This is a genomic window from Neobacillus sp. DY30 (assembly GCF_030123065.1).
Lineage (GTDB): Bacteria > Bacillota > Bacilli > Bacillales > Cytobacillaceae > Neobacillus.
In genome coordinates this window covers 2,785,222-2,806,021 of the sequence record NZ_CP126093.1, presented here as the reverse complement: position 1 = coordinate 2,806,021, position 20,800 = coordinate 2,785,222, and the positions used below count along the sequence as shown (strand labels likewise).

Sequence of the window (20,800 nt, the reverse complement as noted above, 5' to 3'; positions counted from 1 at the left end):
GCCGTTTATTAATAGTTTGTATAAATCGACTTCCACTCTGTCATGACATCAAATACATGATGGGAAACTTCACGGTGGCCATTTCCGGACATTTTCATGCCTCCAAACGCCACACCCATTTCGGCATTGGACGTTCCGTTATTAATATAGACAAGTCCGCTTACCGCTTCCTTTGCCGCACGGTTTGCATAATGAAGGCTCTCTGTATAAATGGAAGTCGATAACCCATAAATCGTCCCGTTATTTACCTCCATTGCTGTCTCATATGAATCTACTTCAATGATGGCAAGAACAGGACCAAATATTTCTTCCTGTGCAATGGTATCATTCGGTTTCACATTCTCAATAATTGTCGGCTCATAATAATAGCCGCCCAATTTCTTGACACGCTGGCCGCCTGTTACAATTCTCCCACCTTCTTCAATCGCTTTTTTTACATATTTTTCGACTGTATGAAGCTGGTCTTCATTTACGAGAGGGCCCACTTGGTTCCCTTCTTCAAGTCCATTTCCTATTTTCATAGACTTTGCTAATTCTACTACTTTTTGTACGAGCAGTTCCTTTACTGGACGCTCGACAATTACTCGGCTTGCCGCTGTACAGCGTTGACCAGTTGTCGTAAAAGCTGATTTTACGATTCCGTCTGCTGCCTTGTCCAAGTCCGCATCCTTCAAGACGATCACTGCATTTTTTCCACCCAGTTCCAATGAAATACGTTTTAACGTTTTACTGCTCATTTCAGCCAGCTTTTGTCCGACTTCCGTTGAGCCTGTAAACGAAATGACTTTCACATCCAAATGCTCTCCGAGTGTTTGACCGACTGTTCTACCTGAACCAGTAATTAAGTTCACAACCCCTGCTGGCAATCCGGCTTCATCTAACACTTCTACGAAAATCTTTGCGGATAGCGCCACCTCTGAAGCCGGTTTCCATACGACGGTATTACCAGCAATCAAAGCTGAAAAGATTTTGTAGGAAGCAAGTGCCACTGGGAAGTTCCAGGGGGTAATGCACGCCACAACTCCAAGAGGTTCACGAACCATTCTTACATTTCGATCTGGGAACCCTGCAGGGACCGTTTCTCCATAGAGGCGTCGTCCCTCGCCTGCCATATATTGAGCAGTCGCGATGACCACTCCAATTTCTCCTAAAGACTCATGCAGCACTTTGCCCATCTCCATTGTCATGACACGAGCGAGTTCCTCTTTTCGTTTTTCAAACAATTGGGCTGCTTTCGTTAAATAAGCGGCACGTTCTGGAATAGGAATGTTCTTCCATTGTGAATACGCCTCATTTGCATTTGTGACAGCCTCATTCACTTGCTCCTTTGTGGCGGCTGCACATATACCGACAAGCTCCCCCGTTGCCGGATTTAAGCTTTCAAAGTAGGATTGATCGGGGGCACTAACCCATTTTCCATTTATATAAAGATCTCCCTGAAGGATATCTGTTTTGATCTGACTAGACATAAACTTGACCTCCTTTTTGTGGTATTCCCGAAGAATTGAAAATTAGTTTCCTGAAATTGTTTCTGTTATCACATCTTCTAAAATGGTTAATCCCTTATCAAGCACATCTTCTTGAATATTAAGAGGAAGCATTAATCGGATTGTTTGCCCGCTTACACCGCAGTTCATAATAAGCAAGCCATTTTCCAGTGCTTTCGATTTAATTTTCGGTACAAAGACAGCAGCAGATTCTGAATCGAATTCAATACCGATCATCATGCCGACTCCTCGGACTTCAACAATGCCCGGTAAATGTCCTACCGAGTTATGAATTCGGCCGACAATCTCGGCACCGAGTTTAGCACTGCGTTCTACTAACTTCTCTTCTTCAATGACCTCAATGTTTGCCAATGCTGCAGCACAAGAAACTGGATTTCCTCCAAATGTCGAACCATGACCAGCCGTCGGCCATTTTTCATGAAGCTCACGACTTGCTACAATGGCACCAAGAGGCATGCCGCCAGATAGGGCTTTTGCCAGAACCAAAATATCAGGAGTTACATTTGCATGCTCTGCCGCGAACATTTTACCTGTACGGCCAAATCCTGTTTGTACTTCGTCAAAAATAAGCAAAATGCCGTGTTCCTCTGTAATCTTTCTTAATTGCTGCAAAAAGCTTGGCGGTGCCGGATAATAGCCGCCTTCACCCATTACCGGTTCAATGACGATGGCCGCTACACGTGAAGGATCCACACGTAATTCGAACAATTTTTGAAGCTGATTCAAGCAGTACTCTTCTGCGTCTTCTTCTTTAATGTTTTTCAGCTGGGTTGGGTACGGATATGGAACGTGGTACACCTCACCTAAAATTGGTTCATAATAACGACGGTATTTAGAACTTGATGCCGTAATGGCTGTTGCTCCTAATGTACGGCCATGAAACGATCCTTCAAAAGCAATAATGGCCGGTCTGCCTGTTGCCGCTTTTGCCAGTTTAAGCGCACCGTCAATGGCTTCAGCTCCCGAATTGGAGAAAAAAACAGTGTCTAAATTTCCTGGAGTGATATGAGCAAGCTTTTCTGCCAAATTTGCCGCCGTTTCATAATAACCATAGTTCAAACCAAGATGTATCAAGGCTTCAGCTTGCTTCTGAATGGCTTCCACCATTTTTTTGTTCGTATGTCCAACTGCATTGACGGCCACTCCTGATACAAAATCGATATATTCTTTTCCGTCTGTTGTCCAAAATTTTGCTCCATGCGCTTTTTCAATGACTAGTTCGGTGACCCTTGTCATGACAGGAGATAAATGTTTTCGTGCTTTTTCTTGAATTTCGTTTGTTTTACTTTGCAATTTCATATGCCTCATCCTTTCTTAATTGACCTTCGAATATCGATAATGATTCATCTAATATTCTCACAATCTCATCAATCTCTTTTTTCGTGACATTTAAAGGGGGACTGATGATTAGATGTTCACCATTTGTGCCGTCAATTGAACCGGTACCCGGATAAAAAACCGCACCAAGTTCCATCGCAATACCATTCAATGTTTCAGCTGCCTTTTCAGAAGGATTGAACAGTAGATCACGCTCACAATCCTTGATAAGCTCCATTCCAATTAAAAGCCCCCTGCCCCGGACATCGGATATACAGGTATGTTTTTGCTTAAGTTCCAAAAGCCTATCGAAAAGGTAAGAACTCTGCTCTTTCACATTTTCCAGCACCCTGTCACGCTTATATACATCAAGGGCAGCAAGGCCGGCTGCCACTGCCACAGGATGCCCGCTATAGGTATAGCCGTGAATAAATTTTCCGTCGCTGTTTTGAATGAGCCCATCTATCAACCGTTCATGAACAATCATGCCGGCCAGCGGAGCATATCCTGCCGAAACCCCTTTTCCAAACGTGATAATATCAGGTTCGATTCCAATCTGTTCTGTGGCGAAGTTGGTACCAGTTCGGCCGAATCCGGTCATCACTTCATCGATAATTAAGACGATTTCGTAACGGTCACACAGCTCTCGAACTTTCTCAAAATACCCCGGCGGTGGTGGAACAGCACCTTGCTGGCTTCCGACAATCGGTTCGGCGATAAATGCCGACACGTTCTCAGGGCCAAGCTCTAAAATGGTTCTTTCAATATCAGTTACACACGTCCAGTTTTGTTTGGAGAGACAATCATCTTTTAGACGGTCGTATGGACATCGGTGACAGTACGGAGAATAGACATGGGCATAGTTTAAAAGATTAGGAGTGTATGCATGCCTTCTTTTAACGTCTCCTCCTGCTGATAACGAACCGATGGTGTTACCGTGATAGGATTGCCAACGCCCGATCACAATGTGTTTTTGGGGTCTGCCGGCATCCCTATGAAATTGCCTCGCCAACTTCATAGCACTTTCATTTGCTTCAGAGCCTCCGGTCGTAAAATACACTTTATTTAAATGGTCAGGTGCCATTTTTCCGATTGTTTTAGCCAGTGCGTGCAACGCTTTCGTCTCAAAACGCATTGTATGGACAAAAGCCGCTTTTTTTGCTTGTTCTGCCATCGCCTCTCCAATAGAAGAAATCCCATGACCTAGGTTGGCTGCAACCGCCCCCGAACAAGCATCCAAATATTTTTTCCCGTTTTCATCTATGAGATAGACCCCTTCACCGTGGGTAATAATCGGGTACTCCTTTTTTAAATCTCGATGAAACACATAGTCTTTTTTTATCCCATCCATCTTTCCACCACCATTGCCATTCCTAATCCACCCGCTACACAAATCGTTGCAAGGCCATATTGCCGTTTTTGCTTTTCAAGCTCATGGCATAATGTAGTGACGATTCTTGCACCGGAGCACCCAAGTGGATGACCTAAGGCAATCGCCCCTCCGTTAACATTCACGTTGTCCCCTTTCAAGCCCCATTCTTTTAAACAAGCAAGACTTTGAGCAGCGAATGCTTCATTTAATTCAATCAAATCGATATCTTCTAAGCGAAGACCTGCCTTTTTCAATGCGATTTGGGATGCAGGAACCGGACCAATTCCCATTTCTTTTGGTGATACGCCCGTTGCAGCAAAGGAACGAATCCTTGCCATAGGAACTACTCCAAGCTGTTCCGCTTTTTCTTCCGACATTAATAGGAGCATTGAGGCTCCATCATTTCTGCCGGACGAGTTTCCAGCTGTTACCGTCCCATCCTTTTGAAACACAGGACTTAGTGTTCCTAACTTTTCAATGTCCGTCAATCTAGGGTACTCGTCTGTCGCAAAGTGTCTGATCCCCTTTTTTCCTTCCTTTACCGGAACTGGAATGATTTCTTCCTCAAACCGGCCCATTTCAATCGCACGTAACGTTCTCTGCTGGCTCGTGAAGGCAAATTCGTCTTGTTCCCGGCGGCTTATGTTATATTTTTCAGCAAGCCATTCGGCTGTTTGCCCCATCGTAAAACGACCATATATCTCTTCAGGCTGGGATTTTGGCTGACTTTCTGTATTTGAATCAAACAGTGTCAAATCTCCCATCTTAAGGCCGAATCGTGAACCGACCAAATAATGGGGAGCTTGAGACATACTTTCTACACCTCCTGCTAAAACAACCTCTGCCTGACCAGTCAAAATGGACATCGCTCCGTTAATGACGGCCTGCATTCCCGAACCACACTGACGATGAACAGTATAAGCAGGAATCGATTCAGGAAATTGGGCTTGTAAGGCAGCGACCCTAGCAATATTTGGAGCATGCGCACTTTGCTTTGTTTGTCCGACGATGACTTCATCGACAATATTGGCACTGTAACCGGAAGCCGAAAGATTATTTTTCATGATGAGGGATACAAGCTCTTCCGGGCGCGTATTCGCCAGTGATCCTCCGAGGTTTCCGATTGGAGTTCGAAATGCATTTACGATTACAACCACTAGGCAGTCACCTCTTTGCCTTTATTGAAAGATTCAGCAATAAGGAAGGGTGCCTCTGTTTTCAGTTGAACTTCCTCAAGGGAAACTCCAGGGGACAACTCAATAAGATGAAGTCCATCTTCCTTTACAGCGAACACCGCCAAATCGGTAATAATTAAATCGACTTTTCGTTCAGAGGTGATTGGATAGGTTAAATCCTTAACGATTTTTGACTCCCCTTGGTTATTCGTATGCAGCGTTGTTACGATCACCTTATTGGAGCCTTCCAATAAATCCATCGCCCCGCCTACACCAAGAACACTTTTTCCTGGTACGGCCCAGTTGGCGATCCGCCCAATCGCGTCAATTTGCAGCACCCCAAGAATTGAAACACTTACATGTCCTCCACGAATCATCGCAAAAGAGGATGCACTATCAAAAAAGGATGACCCTTCCATTACTGTGACAGGAAGTTTCCCTGCATTGACAAGATTTTGGTCAATGTGCTCTAAGTCAGGGGTAGGTCCTACTCCAAGAATTCCGTTTTCCGAGTGTAAGAAAACTTTAACATCGGATGGTATATAATCAGCGACAAGCGTTGGAATCCCTATCCCCAAATTGACGATATCACCATGCTTTAATTCCTTCGCCGCTCTTGCAGCAATGTATTGTTTCACGTTCAAGCTAATTCCCTCCCTTCAAAACCATAAAATCAACGTATAAATGAGGGGTCACAATTTCTTCAGGAGAAATTTGGCCAACCTCCACAATTTCGTCCACCTCTGCAATAACCACATCCGCAGCTGTTGCCATCATCGGATTGAAGTTTCTTGCTGATTTGTTGTATATGAGATTTCCTAATTGGTCCGCTTTTTTCGCTTTAATTAAAGCAAAATTTGCTTTAAGCGGCTCTTGGAACACATATTTTTTACCGTTAATGGTACGCTCTTCTTTGTTTTCGGCTATTTTTGTTCCTACGCTGACCGGTGTATAAAACCCTCCTAGTCCTGCACCACCCGCTCGAATAGCTTCAGATATCGTTCCTTGAGGGAGAAGCTCCACTTCCATTTCCTTATCCTGATAGGATTTAACCACCTCCGGGTTGCTTGTAAAATAAGAACCTATCGCTTTTTTTACTTGTTTTTGCCGTACTAAAACTCCAAGTCCTCTGCCTGGTTCACCCAGGTTATTACTAATAATCTCTAAGTCTTTCACTTCCGTTTGAGCCAAAGCGTCTATTAAACTAAGCGGACTTCCTACTAGCCCAAATCCCCCAACCATAATTCGCGAGCCGCTTTTAACCTTTTTTACAGCTTCTTCGCATGTAATCAGCTTGCTCATCCATTTTTCCTTCCTCTCCATAGACTTTATTGGGTTTTAACAGTTCGGAAATATAAAAAACCGAGCAAAACATAGATCCTCTATAAAGAATGTCGTTCCAACGAACATTCCTTACAAAGAGTCCATGTCTGCCCGGTTTTAATAAGACCATGGGAAGAGGTCATCTTCCCACTTTACTATAACCAAACGTTATGTATTCATTTGCTTCACGTTATCCCAGTAGCGTTGAACTGCAGCTTGGAGAGCCACAATGATCGCTTGCTGGGATGGAGCAAAATAAAAGCTTTGAATTCGTGCAATCAGCGGCTCAACCCCGTCTTGAAGACAGTAGCCTATTAGCAGTTTTTGAAAATAATTCTTTGTTAGTTCTGTTACGAATGTGAATTCGGCGCCGATAATTTTATGCTCTTTTAGATCCACTTCGAGTACAATTCCCGCATGCTTATACATTTCATACATGGAAGTTCCCTGTGGAGCTTTTGCATATCCTGTAACAATCACTGTTTCAAGTGTTTGCATGCCCCTAAAACTCCTTTCGAAAACCAACTGAACATTTTCTTTTTCTAACTCGAGTATATGGGTCAGAAAAAACAATGTCAATACAAGTTTTCTAAATTTTCAAAAACGTCAAAGCGCTTTCAACTGCAATTAAACGCTTACGATTATTTTATATAGATATAACATTTTATAAATAAATAATTCTCTTCTTGTATGCCATAACCCTTCTAGAAAGACAAGAAATTTTTTTGTAGGAAAAGCGAACGCGCCCTTATATATCCTAAATATCAAGATTCGTTTCAAAGGTTTCCCCCTGACGCCCAAATGAATTGCGTTCTACAGAGACGTCCATTGCTCCGATATATGGAGCATCATAGCTAACAATATTCTATTCCAATATAATTAAATCAGAACAAATCTAAACATCAGCTTTCCTTCTTCAGCAAACAATTTTAAGTCTTCTATGAAATCGTATTTATCTATTAACCTTAAGCATTAGAAATACTCCTTACCAACCACGATCCTGCATACGTGCTTCTGGAGGCAGAGTTGAAATTTCAATACCTTTCATTGCAATTCCAAGATTTTTTGAAATCTCTGCAATTAGTTTATAGTCCTGGTAATGGGTTGTTGCTTCCACAATCGCTCTAGCGAATTTTGCTGGATTATCAGATTTAAAGATTCCTGAACCAACAAATACTCCATCAGCACCTAACTGCATCATAAGTGCAGCATCTGCAGGCGTTGCTACTCCACCAGCTGCAAAGTTGACTACAGGTAGGCGTCCAAGATGTTTAATCTCAAGAAGAAGTTCATATGGAGCTCCAAGTAGCTTAGCCTCTGTCATTAGTTCATCTTCACTCATCGAAACGACTTTACGTACTTGTGCATTTACCTTACGGATATGACGAACAGCTTCTACGATATTACCAGTTCCCGGCTCTCCTTTTGTACGAAGCATGGATGCGCCTTCACCAATACGGCGCGCTGCTTCGCCAAGATCACGGCAGCCACAAACAAATGGAACCGTGTAAGCTTTTTTATTTAGATGGTATTCTTCATCTGCTGGTGTTAAAACTTCACTCTCATCAATATAATCAACGCCCATTGCTTCAAGAACTCGGGCTTCTACGATGTGTCCGATACGTGCTTTTGCCATAACTGGAATGGAAACCGCATTCATGACTTCTTCCGTAATTCGCGGATCTGCCATTCTTGCTACTCCGCCAGCTGCACGGATATCAGAAGGAACGCGCTCTAATGCCATTACAGCTACCGCTCCTGCTTCCTCTGCTATTTTTGCTTGCTCTGCATTCACAACATCCATAATGACGCCGCCCTTTTGCATCTCAGCCATGCCTCTTTTTACACGATCCGTACCTGTTTTCAATGTTAAGCCCCCTTTAATGATTTACCACTATTTCAAACTAGTAAATTGCAATTTTCGTGCCAAATGTAAAAACCACTATTTGTGAACTTTCTGTGAAACCAATATGCCAAATTTCTTGGCACTATCCTTATTTATTTTGCACCTTACCTGCAAAAAGAGTCATTCTAACTTCATTTCTTGATTTAGTTAATAAAATCAATTTATAAATTAATAATTTTAATGTTTTTATTAAAAAAATTAATTTTCATTATTTACTAATTGAATTTATCGATATATAATCAAATCAAATAAAAGGAAGGAATTTCATTATGGCTTATAAAGTAATTACAAATTGTCCTGTCTGCAGCAAGACATTGAAGATTATGAAGCTGCAGTGCTCTCACTGTCACACTACGATTGAAAATGAGTTTGAGTTAACCAAGTTAGCGTCATTATCAAAGGACCAGCTTCATTTTGTGGAAGTCTTTTTAACATGCAGAGGCAATATCAAAGAAGTTGAAAAGGAACTGGGTATATCGTATCCAACGGTCAGAAGCAAGCTGACTGATATCATTTCATCCCTTGGATATGTGCAGAAGAAGAAAAATGAAGTCGACGAGAAAAAGATTGTGACCATGTTGGAAAATGGCGAAATCACTCCAGAGGAAGCCATTAAGCTTTTAAAAGAGGAATAGGAGGAATTAACCATGAAAGACGAAATTGCAAGAGTATTAACGATGGTGCAAGAAGGAAAAATTGATGCAGATAAAGGATCAGAACTGATTCAAGTATTAAAAGAGAAAGAAGAAGCAGGAAGTAAGCTAGTAGAAAAACCGACTAAATATTTAGAGAAAACATTAAAAATTCGTGTTGTGTCAGCTGAAAATGATAACGTTACCGTCAATTTACCGATAAAACTTATCAAGGTAGTATTAATGGCTGGACACAGCATCGCAGCCAGTATTCCTCAATCAGAAAAATATGTAAAGGATCTTGACATAAATCTTATTATTGAAGCAATCGAAAACGAATTGGATGGCCAAATCGTTGATGTTAAGTCGGCAAACGGTGATACCGTTTCTGTCATTATTGAATAGTGGAATTGCTTATGCTGTATGTAAAAGTGAAAGCAAAAGACGTTCGGTTTACCATCCCAATTCCATATGCCATTCTAACACTTGTTAATTCGATTTTGTCTTCAAAATTTGTACATCAACAGGCAAACAAATGGACAAAAGAACATTTTGAAAGAAAAAAACTTGACTTCACTATTCCACAAATAGATAAAGAAGCGCTAAAACCAATCATCAAGGAACTGAAATATCATAAAGGAATCGTGCTGGTCGACGTCAAGGCTAAGGATGGGACCGAGGTTAAGGTTACAATATAAAGTAGATGATTGCTATAAGAATTACCCCCTAAGCAGCCGCGAATCCTTGAAACTCAAGAGATTCGCTTTTTATTTTTTCTACTATAGATAGGAATATCCCCCGTTCACTGTTCCTTCCTGCATCTTTAACCAAGAAATGGATATACACACATTTCCCGCCCATACATACCATAAATAAAAATGGCAGGAGGTTTTTCTATGGAGAAGGAACAAGCTTCAGTTTCTAATTCCTCTAGATTAAAATGGCAGACTTTTGAAGTCATTGGTATATTGTTAGTCGTTGGGTCATTGATTCTGCTCTTATTTGCTCCTAATTCACTGTCTACCCTATTTGAGACGATTATTAAAGAAGTAAAACCGATCGTTGTTGATATTTTTCTAACAAGTGAAGTTGGAATTGCCATTATAGTAAGCGTTATTGTTGGCCGTCTATTGGAACGTTTAGGATTTACGGATGGGTTAATTCGCCTATTTGTTCCGATTATGAAGTGGTTCAAAATTAATCCTTCCGTGATCATTCCAAGTGTCTATAATATTCTTGGAGATATTAACGCTGCCGGAAAAATCTCGGGTCCAATTTTAGTAAAAGCGAATGCAACCAAAGCAGAGCAAAAAATAGCTGTCGCGACGATGATTCAATCCCCTCAATCCTTTGCAACCTTTGTGTTAGGTCTTATCGCACTTTCAGCATTTAACATAAATGCCTTTCCACTTGTCATCTTATCTATTTTTGTTCCAATTATTGCCGTGCCGTTTCTTTTATCTAGAACCATTTATCGAGATACAAAGAAAGTCGAGTTAGAGGAATTACCGCGGTTTACACCTGCAACAAAATTTTCTCAAACGATTTTCTCCTCCGCTAAAGAAGGTGTTGAACTGCTGTTTTTAATCATCATTCCAGCCGTTGCTGCCGTATTTTTCTTCATCGGAGCCTTAAAATTCATAGGTGTATGGAGCTTCATAGAATCAGGCTTATCTTCTGTCCTCACATACTTAAGTATTGAACCAGCAACAGGGATTGTATCTATTCTCGCCGCACCGACTCTTGCTGTTGCCCAGCTAGCAGATCTCGCCAGCACCATTGACCCCCGTTTAATTGTTGGTTCGTTTGTGTTAGCCAATTCCGGGCTGCCATTATCAGTTATCTTTGGACAGGTGCCTGTCACCTGGGCTGAAACATCCAGCCTGAATGAAAGAGAAACATTAGAGGCTGCGATTATCGGCATGATTCTTCGAATTATTACTGTGTGTGTATTGGGATATTTCTTAACTCCATTTTTGGTGTGACGAAAAATGAGATATATGATTCGAGGAAAGAAAATCGTAACGGTTAGTCAGCTTGGATCATTGGAAAACGGTGCAATTGTCATAGAAAATGGAAAAATTGCTGCGATTGACAGCTGGGAGAGGTTGAAGGAGGGATATCCTGATCTCGATGTGATTGATTGTTCGAGTTATGTGATTACCCCCTCTCTGGTCGATTGCCATACTCATTTACTAGAATTTGCACCAACCTCACTGTATCCCGTGACACCGGAAACCCATTTTTTGGCAGGTAAAACCATTCTCTTACATGCCTTGTCATCGGGTATTACGGCACTTGGTGAGCAAATTTGCGGGCATCCTCTTTGTGATTTTTCAAAAGAAGATTACCAGAAAGCCGTTCGTGATCTACCTATTGATGTTTCCTTTGCCACAACTAGCATTTCGATAGGTTTTGAGAATTTAGCCCACTTTACTTCTATTACACAATCACGTAGAGTTACTCATTACGATTTAGCGGACCCTGTACTCGTGCAAATGATTGCTCTAGAGAGTGATTATCCTGGGGAAAATATTTTTATCAGTGCGACACCAGCAAATTTCACTGATAAAGAAGTACCGCGGGCAGGAGAAATCATCTACACGCTTGAAGAATTACAAAAGATCGTAACCATCTATCATCGATTAGGCAAGCGGATGGGTGCCCATGTGGCTGGTGAAGAGGGTATCCAATTAGCCTTAGATGCTGGCGTGGATGTCTTGCATCATGCACACGGAATGACAGATAAACAAATGGAGAAATCTGTAAAACAAGGAGTTAAAATTGTTGCTACCCCAATGGGTGGTACACATTTAGCGCCTAACTCTCCAGAAGAAATTCTTAAATATGTGGAAAAAGACATACCTGTATCCATTGCAACGGACTCCTATCTCCCACCCTATCTTGGAACTTCATGGCTTCCGTTTCAAGACCAATCATTACAAGGGCCTGACGTCTTAATGTTAATCGCTCAGCCTGTTATGCAGCTTTTAAAAAAGCAAAATTATGATGAAAACAAGATTCTATCATTACTAACAGATAATCCAGCTAAGCTTTTAGGAAAAGATGACCGATTTGGACGACTTGAAGTAGGTTTAGAAGCCAATTTTTTAGTAGCTGAGGGTGTACCTGGACTGGAAATTACGGAGATTGATAAGATAAAACAGGTTTTCTATAGAGGAATTAAGGTAATTAACCGAGATTAATCCTATCTAAGATACAAATAGCAGGAGCATGAAAATGATGCTTCTGCTATTCTATTATCAATTTCTATTTTACTGGCAATTCAATAATAAAAGTAGACCCTTCTTTTTCTGTACTCTTTACTGTAATAACCCCATTATGGATCTTGACAATACTTGCAACAATTGAGAGGCCTAAGCCCGTCCCTTCAACACTTCTTGTACGGGATGTATCTGCACGGTAAAAGCGTTCAAATATCCGTTCCACTTCCGCCTTGCTCATCCCTAAACCTGTATCAACAAACGTCACGAAGACGGAATTTCCTCTTTGTTCAATGGATATCTCGATACTGCCATCAGGTACATTATATTTAATACCATTGGATATTAGGTTATCCCAAACTGTCTCAAGTAACGAGGGGTCACCCATGATTTCGATATCAGGTAAAGAGTAACTAAGTGTTAATCCTTTTTCACTGATTGCCCATTGGTGCTTTCGAATTAACCCCTTTATTTGCTCACTAACATTGAACCATTTTTTCTTCATCACATCCTCATTTCGATCTAACGATGCAAGAAGTAATAATTGTTTTGTTAAGGAAGATAGTCTTCTAATTTCACTATTTATGATGGAAACGTATTGGGTCCTATCTTCTTTGCTGATTGATTCATGGTCCAATAGGTTCGTATAACCTTTAATATTGGAGAGGGGTGATTGGATATCATGAGAGATATTGGAGATAAATTCCTTTCTCATTTCCTCCATTTGTTCTAACTTTCTCGCCATTTGTAAAAAACTTTGGGAAAGCTGTCCTAACTCATCATCACGTTTACTATCTAGTTCCACATTATAATTTCCATTAGCTAAACACTTTGTTGCTTTCGTTAGTGTCGAAATAGGTTTAATTAGATATCTTGTGTTAATCAGTACCATCACAATGGATAAAGAGATGGCTAATAGCAGGATCCATCCAAATAAAACATGCATTTCCTTGAAGAGAAATTTGATATCCGGCCTTATAAAAAGAGCATAGTTTTTCCCGTTATGTTCTAATGGAACACCTATCGTGTTCCTCAATTCATTGGCAAAAAAGCCTGTAACAAAGGTTTCACGCGGGTAATGAAGGATACCGTGAAAAATATGACCATATAATACACGTTCTTTTGTTGAAGCAGGAAGACTATTATTTCTGAAAGGCTCACCAAAATAATGTTCATATCCAAGGGTGTCGACTAAATAAAGTTGATAGCCAACATCAGAAATGTTCTCTAAATAGGCTCCTAGGTTGCTGTCAGGATGTTCGTTTGCAAAAGTGGCAATGTTTAACGCAACCTTTGTGTTTTTTTCGTCATTGTATGGCTTTATTTTTTTGTGGTAATAGGTATTTGAGATTAAAAAAGCCAAGATAAAACTTATCAGCATCATTCCAGTGGTTATAACAATAAATTTTACATAAAGGGTTCTCATTTCCTTTGAACCTCCAAAAAATAACCAACCCCGCGTACGGTTTTAATCTGAAAATCATCACTTAATGTAGAAAAACGTTCCCTTAATCTTTTTATATGCACATCTACCGTTCTGTCATCTCCTTCATAATCCCTACCCCAAATCCGTTCAATTAAGTGTACTCTGGAAAATACCTGCTTCGGATTAGAAAATAGATATGATAATAATTCAAATTCCTTTAAAGGCAAAAGCAAGGTTCGGCGGCCAATCTGAACTTCATAGCTTTTTTTATTAATGGTTGTACTGCCAATACGCACAAGGGTTTCATCCGTTTGATGTTCATATCGCCGTAACAATGCTTTTATTCGAAAAAGTAATTCCTTTGGTTCGAAGGGCTTAACCAAATAATCATCTGTTCCAGCTAGATATCCTTGCTCCTTATCCTCAATTTGGTCTCTAGCTGTCAACAGGAGGACAGGAATATCATACTGTTTTCGAATTTCCCCTGTTAGTGCAAAGCCGTCCATGAATGGCATCATCACATCGACTATAGCTAAGTCAATTGGTTCCTTTTTAAGTACTTCTAAGGCTTCAACCCCATTTTTTGACAGCAGTACGTTATAGCCATGATTAGATAGTTGAATGTTGACTAAATTTAAGATATGAATGTCATCATCAACAATTAAAATAGTCGTCATATCTTTTCTCCCCCAAAAAAATCGTCTGCTTCATTATACCCTTACAATCGTTAGAGTCTAATGTTGACTGAGTATAACCTTTCCATCACTCATCTTAATGACACAATCCGCATAAGAATGCATTTCCTCGTCATGGGTAACCATTAAAGTCGTCAAGTTCAACCTCTTTGTCAAATCCCGAAGCAGCATCATCACATCTTTTGATTTTGTTGAATCGAGGCTGGCAGTTGGCTCATCAGCGAACAGAACCTTTGGTTTATGGATGATAGCACGAGCAATGGCAACCCGCTGCTTTTCCCCGCCAGATAATGTTGTCGGATAGGCATGCTTTCGATGTTCCATTCCCACTAATGCTAGTATTTGGTCAATTTCCTTTTGTTGTTGTGTTTTCTTTATTTGAGATTCTGATACATCCAGCATCAGCAATAGCTGCTCTTCTACGGTGAGAAAAGGAACCAAATGAGCGAATTGAAAAACAAATCCAAATTTACTGGCCCGGATTTTTCTAACTTGTTCTCCATTCATTGAGGTCAAATTTTCCCCTTCGAAAATTACCTGTCCCTCCGAAGCGGGTTGAAGTCCTGCTGCAATGGTTAGAAGTGTACTTTTACCAGAACCTGAGGCTCCGACTAATGCTGTTAACTCACCTTCCCTAAGAGAAAGATTTACTCCTTTCAGAATTTTTTCCTTTACTTCGCCATTTATATACGTTTTACTAACATTATCAACCGTAAATATTGTCATATTAAACCTCTCCTTGTTGAATCGCTTGTAATGGTTCGACTTTTTTAATCCGTATGCCTGAAATGGTAGCCCCAATAAAACCTATCATAAAGAAGACTATGGATAATTGTACTGTTATTTCCAGGGTCAAACTAAAGGGCATGTCTTTTGGTGCAAGCATATTAAAAATCTGACTAAGAGCAATCGATATCGTTAAAGCCATACCTGTAATAACGTACATTTGTGTCCACATCATTTGAAACAATGTCCTTGTTTTTACCCCGATTGCCTTTAAGATACCGTATAAACCCATTTTTTGAACGTTCATCATGTAGAAAAAGATCCCGAATAACATTCCGCTTATGACAACTAAAAACCAAACAATCATATTTAGTGACGTCTGCTCTGCCTTGTAACTGGATATTGTGTTTAGGAATTGTTTCTTAGAAAAAACATCTAATCCTGTGACTGAATCAGGAGAATTTTTTCCTGGTACAAAAATCAATTGCATTTCATTAGCTCGGTAAATTTCGTTATAGTCTTGGTGATTAATAAATGCAACAGGTGCATGGCTGAATTTCTTTTGGTCCACAAAACCTGATACAACAAATGTGCCGCTGTACAGGTTATTCGTTAAGGTATCCCCCATTTTTATCCCCTTTTCTTCCATAGACCGATCTAATACTATTTCTCCTTTATTGACCTTTACAAACAACTCAGATTCAGTTGAAGTAACAAAGGCAACACTTCGCTGCTTATCATCCTCATCATTCAAAAACCCCATTTGAATTGAAAATGCAACAGCATCTGTATGTTTCTTTAACATGTGATCTTGGACTTCAGTATCTATTTTTGAGAGGCTATTCGTTTGATTAGCATCTTTAGACATATAAAAATGACCGTCAGGCAAATCTTTTATTAATGCAGCATTGTCCTCTGACAATCCATGTGCCAAACCAGATATTATGAACGTTAATAAGCTAACAAGAAAAACAATGGAACCTAAAATCAAAAACCTGCCTTTATTTTTCTTCATTTCTTTCCATGCAATGTTCATCTTCATTCCTCCAATTCTTTTTAACATTCATAGTTTATAATCGGACTATGAACTGTAGATGAACAACTGATTACATATTTTATGAGAATAAAAAAGTGCCAGGCACCAGCCAAAATTTTGGATAGTGCCTGGCTCTTTTTTAGGAAAAGATGACCAGTTTAGACGATTTGATGTAGGTGCTTGTTATGAAAGGCTCCAATTATTCTAACATCTTACATATTTGCGTTTGAAACCGATTCTTCCTTTATCCAATTCCTTTTTTATATTTTCGGAAGCAAGCAGTATACTGCTTTTTTTGTTGTCCCGCTTGACTTCGACTGGACCTACAGCCTTTGCAATTTCAAACGCTTGTTCATGGAGCGGCAAATAAGAAACCCCGACGGTGTAAATAAAATTATTCATCGCTGATTTTGTCCGTTCAGGAGATTCGTGTATCGTATTTTTTACCTGTTCCAGCATGCTGGCCATTTTGTTTGGATTAAATTCACTATCCGGGCGATTCCCCAAAAGCCAGCAGTAACAGCTCCAGCCCGCGGACATTCTAAGTTCTTCCCCACTTGTGATCCATTTATCGGCAACCTCTTGCGCAATATCCGTTTCTGACAACGTTACAGCGACAACATAATCTGAGAGCATGTAAAAATACGCGCCATCCATCCAACGTTCAAAATCCATCTCCGTCATCATCATTGGGTCCGCAATAATACCGGCAAAGTACATGGCATCATAATTCCCGGTAGCGTAAAGCTGCTCGGCCAAAGGTTGATTTTTCTTGATCTTCCTTGCGAGTGGTTTCATTGCACCTGTAGCCACGCCAAAGAGTGGTTCATGTGCACCATTACTTATGTAAGTCTTTTTCATTCGTTCTTTACCCAAAGCTTCCAGTTCCTGCATGACGATTTCAAATTCCATCCTTTTACACTCCCTTCTTTATCATCATATCAAACAATTCCGTCTTCATACATTCTTGGGCAGCATTGCTGGTAAGACTTAAGTCGTAGAGAAAATTCAGTCTCCTCAAACCATGAAAAATATGGGATATTTAGGTAGCAGGGCGCACTGACAGTTAATTAGCACTTTAAATCGGAGGCGGTATAATCATATTCATTAAAATATTGTAAAAATATTGAAATTTACTAGTAAATAAGGTTTAGTTTTTACAAAATTGTGTTAAAATTCAAATTGGAATTTTATTTCAAACCAAAAGGGAGATGTACCTATGTCAATTTTCACAAAATGGGCTTTTCAAAATAAAGCTGCGGTCTCATTAATAACGGTATTAGTTTTGATTATTGGGGTTGTTAGTTATTTTCGATTACCGATGGAGTTCCTGCCTTCCGCAGATAATCCGCAAGTAACCATTATTACAATGGGGCAAGGAACCGATTCAAAAACCATGGAAAGTGATGTTACTTCTCCAATTGAACGGGCGGTTACAGGAATTAAAGGAAAAAATTCGATTTATTCCACCACTGGAGACGGCTTTTCAAAAGTAGATTTATTTTTTGAAGCAGGTTCCGACATGAAACAAGCAAAATTAGATGTTCAAGAGGCATTATCAAATGTGGCACTTCCAGCATACATATCCAAGCCGATCATTTCACAGCTAAATACCTCCATGATTCCCATCTCCAACATCGCTGTAACCTTTAAAGATGGCCTTACGACAGAAAACCTAGAATTGGTAAAAGAAAAAATTGAACCGCTATATAAAGAAATTGACGGTGTTTCACAAGTACAAACCTATGGTCTAGTTGATCCTGTTATCACTGTAAAAATTGATAATCAAAAGTTAGCACAAAACCAAGTATCCCTTCAGAGTGTGCTCGGAATTCTTCAAGGTCAAAACAGTGCCCTTGCCATTGGCGAAAAGAATATTGACGGAAAAACAAGCAACATTAAGGTGATTGGCGACGTATCCAGCCTCGAAAAACTTAAGAGTCTGCCAGTCGCACCAAATGTAACACTTAAGGATATCGCATCGATTGAAGAAACAACTGATTCCAATTTTCTAAATCGTTTCGACGGGAACGAAGCATTAAGCATTAGCATTACAAAGGATAGTCACTCTAATGCTGTGACCATTAGCAAAGAAATCGAAAAAGTAACAAAGGAAATTAACAAAAAATACAATACACAAGAATCGACGATCTATGTGGCCTCAGCTGATATGGTAGAAACATCTGTGCAAACGATGATGAAAGAAGTCCTTCTCGGTGCTTTGTTTGCAACGATTGTGATTATGATTTTTTTACGTAATATCCGAACAACGTTTATTACGATTGTTTCTATCCCGCTATCACTTTGTTTTACCCTGTTTTTACTGTCACGTTCCGGCGTAACGTTAAATATTTTAACACTGGGCGGGGTTGCAGTGGCCGTTGGGCGGCTAGTAGACGACAGTATCGTGGTCATTGAAAATATTTATCGTAAAATGCAAACAGAGAAGTTTTCCGTTCAAATGGTGATTGATGCAACGAAACAGGTTGGTGTTGCGATAACGGCTTCCACGTTAACAACCGTCGCGGTTTTCCTGCCGATGAGTTTATTAAACGGCGGACTTCAAGAATTTCTTTTACCATTTGCTTTGACGGTTACCTATTCCCTGCTCGCTTCGCTTTTGGTTGCCTTAACATTAGTACCGTTAATGAGTGCAGGTTTGCTGAAGAACACCAAACTCCCAGAACACAAACCGGCAGTACGCTTTCCAAAAGCAGTAAAATGGTCTTTAAATCATAAATGGATTGTATTCACGATTAGCTTCTTATTGTTCGTCGGATCAATTGGTGCGTACTTCGCTGTACCTAAGGGTGCCGTTAACAATTCTTCTGCTGACTTCGTTACAGCGACCTTGAAATACCCAAATGAAACACCTTTTGAAACAGTCAAAGAAAAGGCGATCGAACTTGAAAATGATATTTCAGAGATGGATGAGGTTAAATATCTGTTTAACCAAGTCGGTTCTTCAGCTGATTTCGCTCAATTTGGCCAAATCGGTTCTCCAACCGAAGCGGTAATCAGTATTCTTTTAAAAGATAAAAAAGAAACAGATAAGGTTTTAAAAGAAATCGAAAAGAAAAAGGACGATTATCCAGACGCTGTATTAGATGTCGCCACGGCTTCGTTTATGATGGGTGGATCAGCAACCAATATTACTATTGATGTGATTGGTGAAAATATCAATCAACTAGAAAAAACGGCAAACAGTATTAAAGAAAAAGTAGCGGATATTGACGGTGTCGAGGAAGTCACAACCAATCAAGATGAAAAGAAAACCGTCTATTCTCTAGTCGTAGATCCAGCTAAAGGTAATACACAGCAAATCGCCCAGCAGCTTGGGGTTATGTTAAACAAGACACCAATGGGGACAATCACGTTAAATGATAAACAGACAATGGTTGTCCTCGAACCTTTACTTAACACAAAAACACAAGACGACTTGAAAAACATTCCGATTATGACAGAAAACGGAATGGTACCCGTTTCTGAGATAGCTGAACTAAAAGTGACAGAGAGTTCAACCAGCCAATTCCATAAAGACGGTGAGACCTATCTTCGTGTGATTGCAGCCGTTGATCCTGCTAAGCTTTCTGAAATCTCAACAAAGATTAACCTGGAATTATTTGGAGATAAAAAAGACAATAAAGGAATGGTCATTCCTGATGATGTAGACGTTCTCGTTGGGGGAGCAAGTGCTCAGCAAATGGAGGATTTTACGGATCTATTCTTGACCATGCTTGTTTCCATCGGAATTGTGTTCTTGATTATGGTAATCACATTTAAGTCAATTAAAGCGCCAATCGCAATTTTAACATCTCTGCCGCTAGCAGCCATCGGTGCGATTTTAGGAATCTTAATCAGCCGGATCAGTGTTGATATCACCGCACTGCTTGGAGCGCTGATGCTGATTGGAATTGTCGTAACCAATGCGATTGTTCTTATTGACCGTGTAAGACAAAATGAAGAAAAAATGACGATTCGCGAAGCAATTGTGGAAGCTACGGCAACCAGAATGAGGCCGATCATGATGACTGCTATCGCCACGATCTGTGCAATGATACCACTATTATTTAAAGCATCTCAGACTGGAAGCTTAGTTTCTCAAAGCTTGGCGGTTGTCGTTATTGGCGGGCTTGCGCTAGCTACCCTATTGACGTTAATTGTCATCCCATGTGTGTATGAATTACTGTATTTTAAAAAATCGAAGAAACAAAGAATGGCTAAATCCTCTGAACAATCTATGGAAATGTAAAGCTTAACAAAGCCGAAGACATGCAAGAGTTAGTAATCCTTGCATGTCTTCGGCTTATTATTTTTCCAATGGTTAACAGGTTTTACATAACCTTAACATCAACTAAGCAGGTTCTTAACATTGATGTATTATTCTACCATTAGTGGGGATAGCATGTGTGGCTATCATGGTAATTGGCGCAGGTGGAGCCATTACTGGCTGATAAATT

19 protein-coding genes and 1 pseudogene are annotated in these 20,800 nt (G+C 40.2%); 6 read left to right on the top strand and 14 right to left on the bottom strand.

Annotated elements, in window-relative coordinates; translation table 11 throughout:
• Window positions 1-8: 8 nt before the first annotated feature.
• The 9 genes and pseudogenes from QNH29_RS13525 to pdxS form a co-directional block, all read right to left on the bottom strand.
• Window positions 9-1,469, bottom strand: coding sequence for an aldehyde dehydrogenase family protein (locus QNH29_RS13525; protein WP_283865269.1), 1,461 nt, complete (start codon window positions 1,467-1,469; stop codon window positions 9-11).
• 42 nt (window positions 1,470-1,511) lie between these two features.
• Window positions 1,512-2,807, bottom strand: coding sequence for an aspartate aminotransferase family protein (locus QNH29_RS13520; RefSeq protein WP_283865268.1), 1,296 nt, complete (start codon window positions 2,805-2,807; stop codon window positions 1,512-1,514).
• The gene (locus QNH29_RS13515; protein WP_283865267.1) at window positions 2,791-4,176 is read right to left on the bottom strand and encodes an aminotransferase family protein; all 1,386 of its coding nucleotides are present in this window, start codon (window positions 4,174-4,176) and stop codon (window positions 2,791-2,793) included. The genes QNH29_RS13520 and QNH29_RS13515 overlap by 17 nt, the downstream gene beginning before the upstream one ends.
• Window positions 4,164-5,354 carry a thiolase family protein gene (locus QNH29_RS13510; protein ID WP_283865266.1) on the bottom strand — a complete coding sequence of 397 codons (1,191 nt, stop codon included), beginning with the start codon at window positions 5,352-5,354 and terminating at the stop codon, window positions 4,164-4,166. The genes QNH29_RS13515 and QNH29_RS13510 overlap by 13 nt, the downstream gene beginning before the upstream one ends.
• Window positions 5,354-6,016, bottom strand: a complete 663-nt coding sequence (locus QNH29_RS13505) for a 3-oxoacid CoA-transferase subunit B (RefSeq protein ID WP_283865265.1) — start codon at window positions 6,014-6,016, stop codon at window positions 5,354-5,356. The genes QNH29_RS13510 and QNH29_RS13505 overlap by 1 nt, the downstream gene beginning before the upstream one ends.
• A 1-nt stretch (window position 6,017) precedes the next feature.
• A complete protein-coding gene (locus tag QNH29_RS13500; RefSeq protein WP_283865264.1) occupies window positions 6,018-6,674 on the bottom strand; it encodes a CoA transferase subunit A in 657 nt (218 codons plus the stop codon).
• Window positions 6,675-6,863: 189 nt separating this feature from the next.
• Window positions 6,864-7,193: a DUF3870 domain-containing protein gene (locus tag QNH29_RS13495; RefSeq protein ID WP_283865263.1), complete on the bottom strand. Its 330-nt coding sequence runs from the start codon at window positions 7,191-7,193 to the stop codon at window positions 6,864-6,866.
• 262 nt (window positions 7,194-7,455) lie between these two features.
• Window positions 7,456-7,661, bottom strand: a pseudogene (locus QNH29_RS13490) (type 1 glutamine amidotransferase family protein); the annotation flags it as partial.
• 19 nt (window positions 7,662-7,680) lie between these two features.
• Window positions 7,681-8,562, bottom strand: a complete 882-nt coding sequence (pdxS, locus tag QNH29_RS13485) for a pyridoxal 5'-phosphate synthase lyase subunit PdxS (protein ID WP_283865262.1) — start codon at window positions 8,560-8,562, stop codon at window positions 7,681-7,683.
• Window positions 8,563-8,870: 308 nt separating this feature from the next.
• Here pdxS and QNH29_RS13480 point away from each other — a divergent pair, with 308 nt between their 5' ends.
• From QNH29_RS13480 to QNH29_RS13460, 5 genes are all read left to right on the top strand, one after another.
• Window positions 8,871-9,236: a DUF2089 domain-containing protein gene (locus QNH29_RS13480; RefSeq protein WP_283865261.1), complete on the top strand. Its 366-nt coding sequence runs from the start codon at window positions 8,871-8,873 to the stop codon at window positions 9,234-9,236.
• A 12-nt stretch (window positions 9,237-9,248) separates the two neighbouring features.
• Window positions 9,249-9,638 (top strand): SHOCT-like domain-containing protein, encoded by a 390-nt coding sequence (locus QNH29_RS13475; protein WP_283865260.1) that lies wholly within the window; start codon window positions 9,249-9,251, stop codon window positions 9,636-9,638.
• An 11-nt stretch (window positions 9,639-9,649) separates the two neighbouring features.
• Window positions 9,650-9,931: a hypothetical protein gene (locus QNH29_RS13470; RefSeq protein ID WP_283865259.1), complete on the top strand. Its 282-nt coding sequence runs from the start codon at window positions 9,650-9,652 to the stop codon at window positions 9,929-9,931.
• A 198-nt stretch (window positions 9,932-10,129) separates the two neighbouring features.
• Window positions 10,130-11,218, top strand: coding sequence for a hypothetical protein (locus QNH29_RS13465; RefSeq protein WP_283865258.1), 1,089 nt, complete (start codon window positions 10,130-10,132; stop codon window positions 11,216-11,218).
• Between the two features lie 6 nt (window positions 11,219-11,224).
• On the top strand, window positions 11,225-12,439 hold the full coding sequence (locus tag QNH29_RS13460; RefSeq protein WP_283865257.1) for an amidohydrolase family protein: 1,215 nt from the start codon (window positions 11,225-11,227) through the stop codon (window positions 12,437-12,439).
• A gap of 64 nt (window positions 12,440-12,503) precedes the next feature.
• Here the strand turns inward: QNH29_RS13460 and QNH29_RS13455 are convergent, their stop codons facing one another.
• The 5 genes from QNH29_RS13455 to QNH29_RS13435 form a co-directional block, all read right to left on the bottom strand.
• Window positions 12,504-13,883, bottom strand: a complete 1,380-nt coding sequence (locus QNH29_RS13455) for a HAMP domain-containing sensor histidine kinase (RefSeq protein WP_283865256.1) — start codon at window positions 13,881-13,883, stop codon at window positions 12,504-12,506.
• Entirely contained in the window at window positions 13,880-14,560 is a 681-nt protein-coding gene (locus QNH29_RS13450) for a response regulator transcription factor (RefSeq protein WP_283865255.1), read from the bottom strand. The genes QNH29_RS13455 and QNH29_RS13450 overlap by 4 nt, the downstream gene beginning before the upstream one ends.
• A 57-nt stretch (window positions 14,561-14,617) precedes the next feature.
• Window positions 14,618-15,304 (bottom strand): ABC transporter ATP-binding protein, encoded by a 687-nt coding sequence (locus tag QNH29_RS13445; protein WP_283865254.1) that lies wholly within the window; start codon window positions 15,302-15,304, stop codon window positions 14,618-14,620.
• A 1-nt stretch (window position 15,305) separates the two neighbouring features.
• The gene (locus QNH29_RS13440; RefSeq protein ID WP_283865253.1) at window positions 15,306-16,340 is read right to left on the bottom strand and encodes an ABC transporter permease; all 1,035 of its coding nucleotides are present in this window, start codon (window positions 16,338-16,340) and stop codon (window positions 15,306-15,308) included.
• 204 nt (window positions 16,341-16,544) lie between these two features.
• Window positions 16,545-17,252, bottom strand: a complete 708-nt coding sequence (locus tag QNH29_RS13435; RefSeq protein WP_283865252.1) for a DNA alkylation repair protein — start codon at window positions 17,250-17,252, stop codon at window positions 16,545-16,547.
• 307 nt (window positions 17,253-17,559) lie between these two features.
• Between QNH29_RS13435 and QNH29_RS13430 the strand changes: the two genes are divergently transcribed.
• A complete protein-coding gene (locus QNH29_RS13430; protein ID WP_283865251.1) occupies window positions 17,560-20,592 on the top strand; it encodes an efflux RND transporter permease subunit in 3,033 nt (1,010 codons plus the stop codon).
• Window positions 20,593-20,800: the final 208 nt, after the last annotated feature.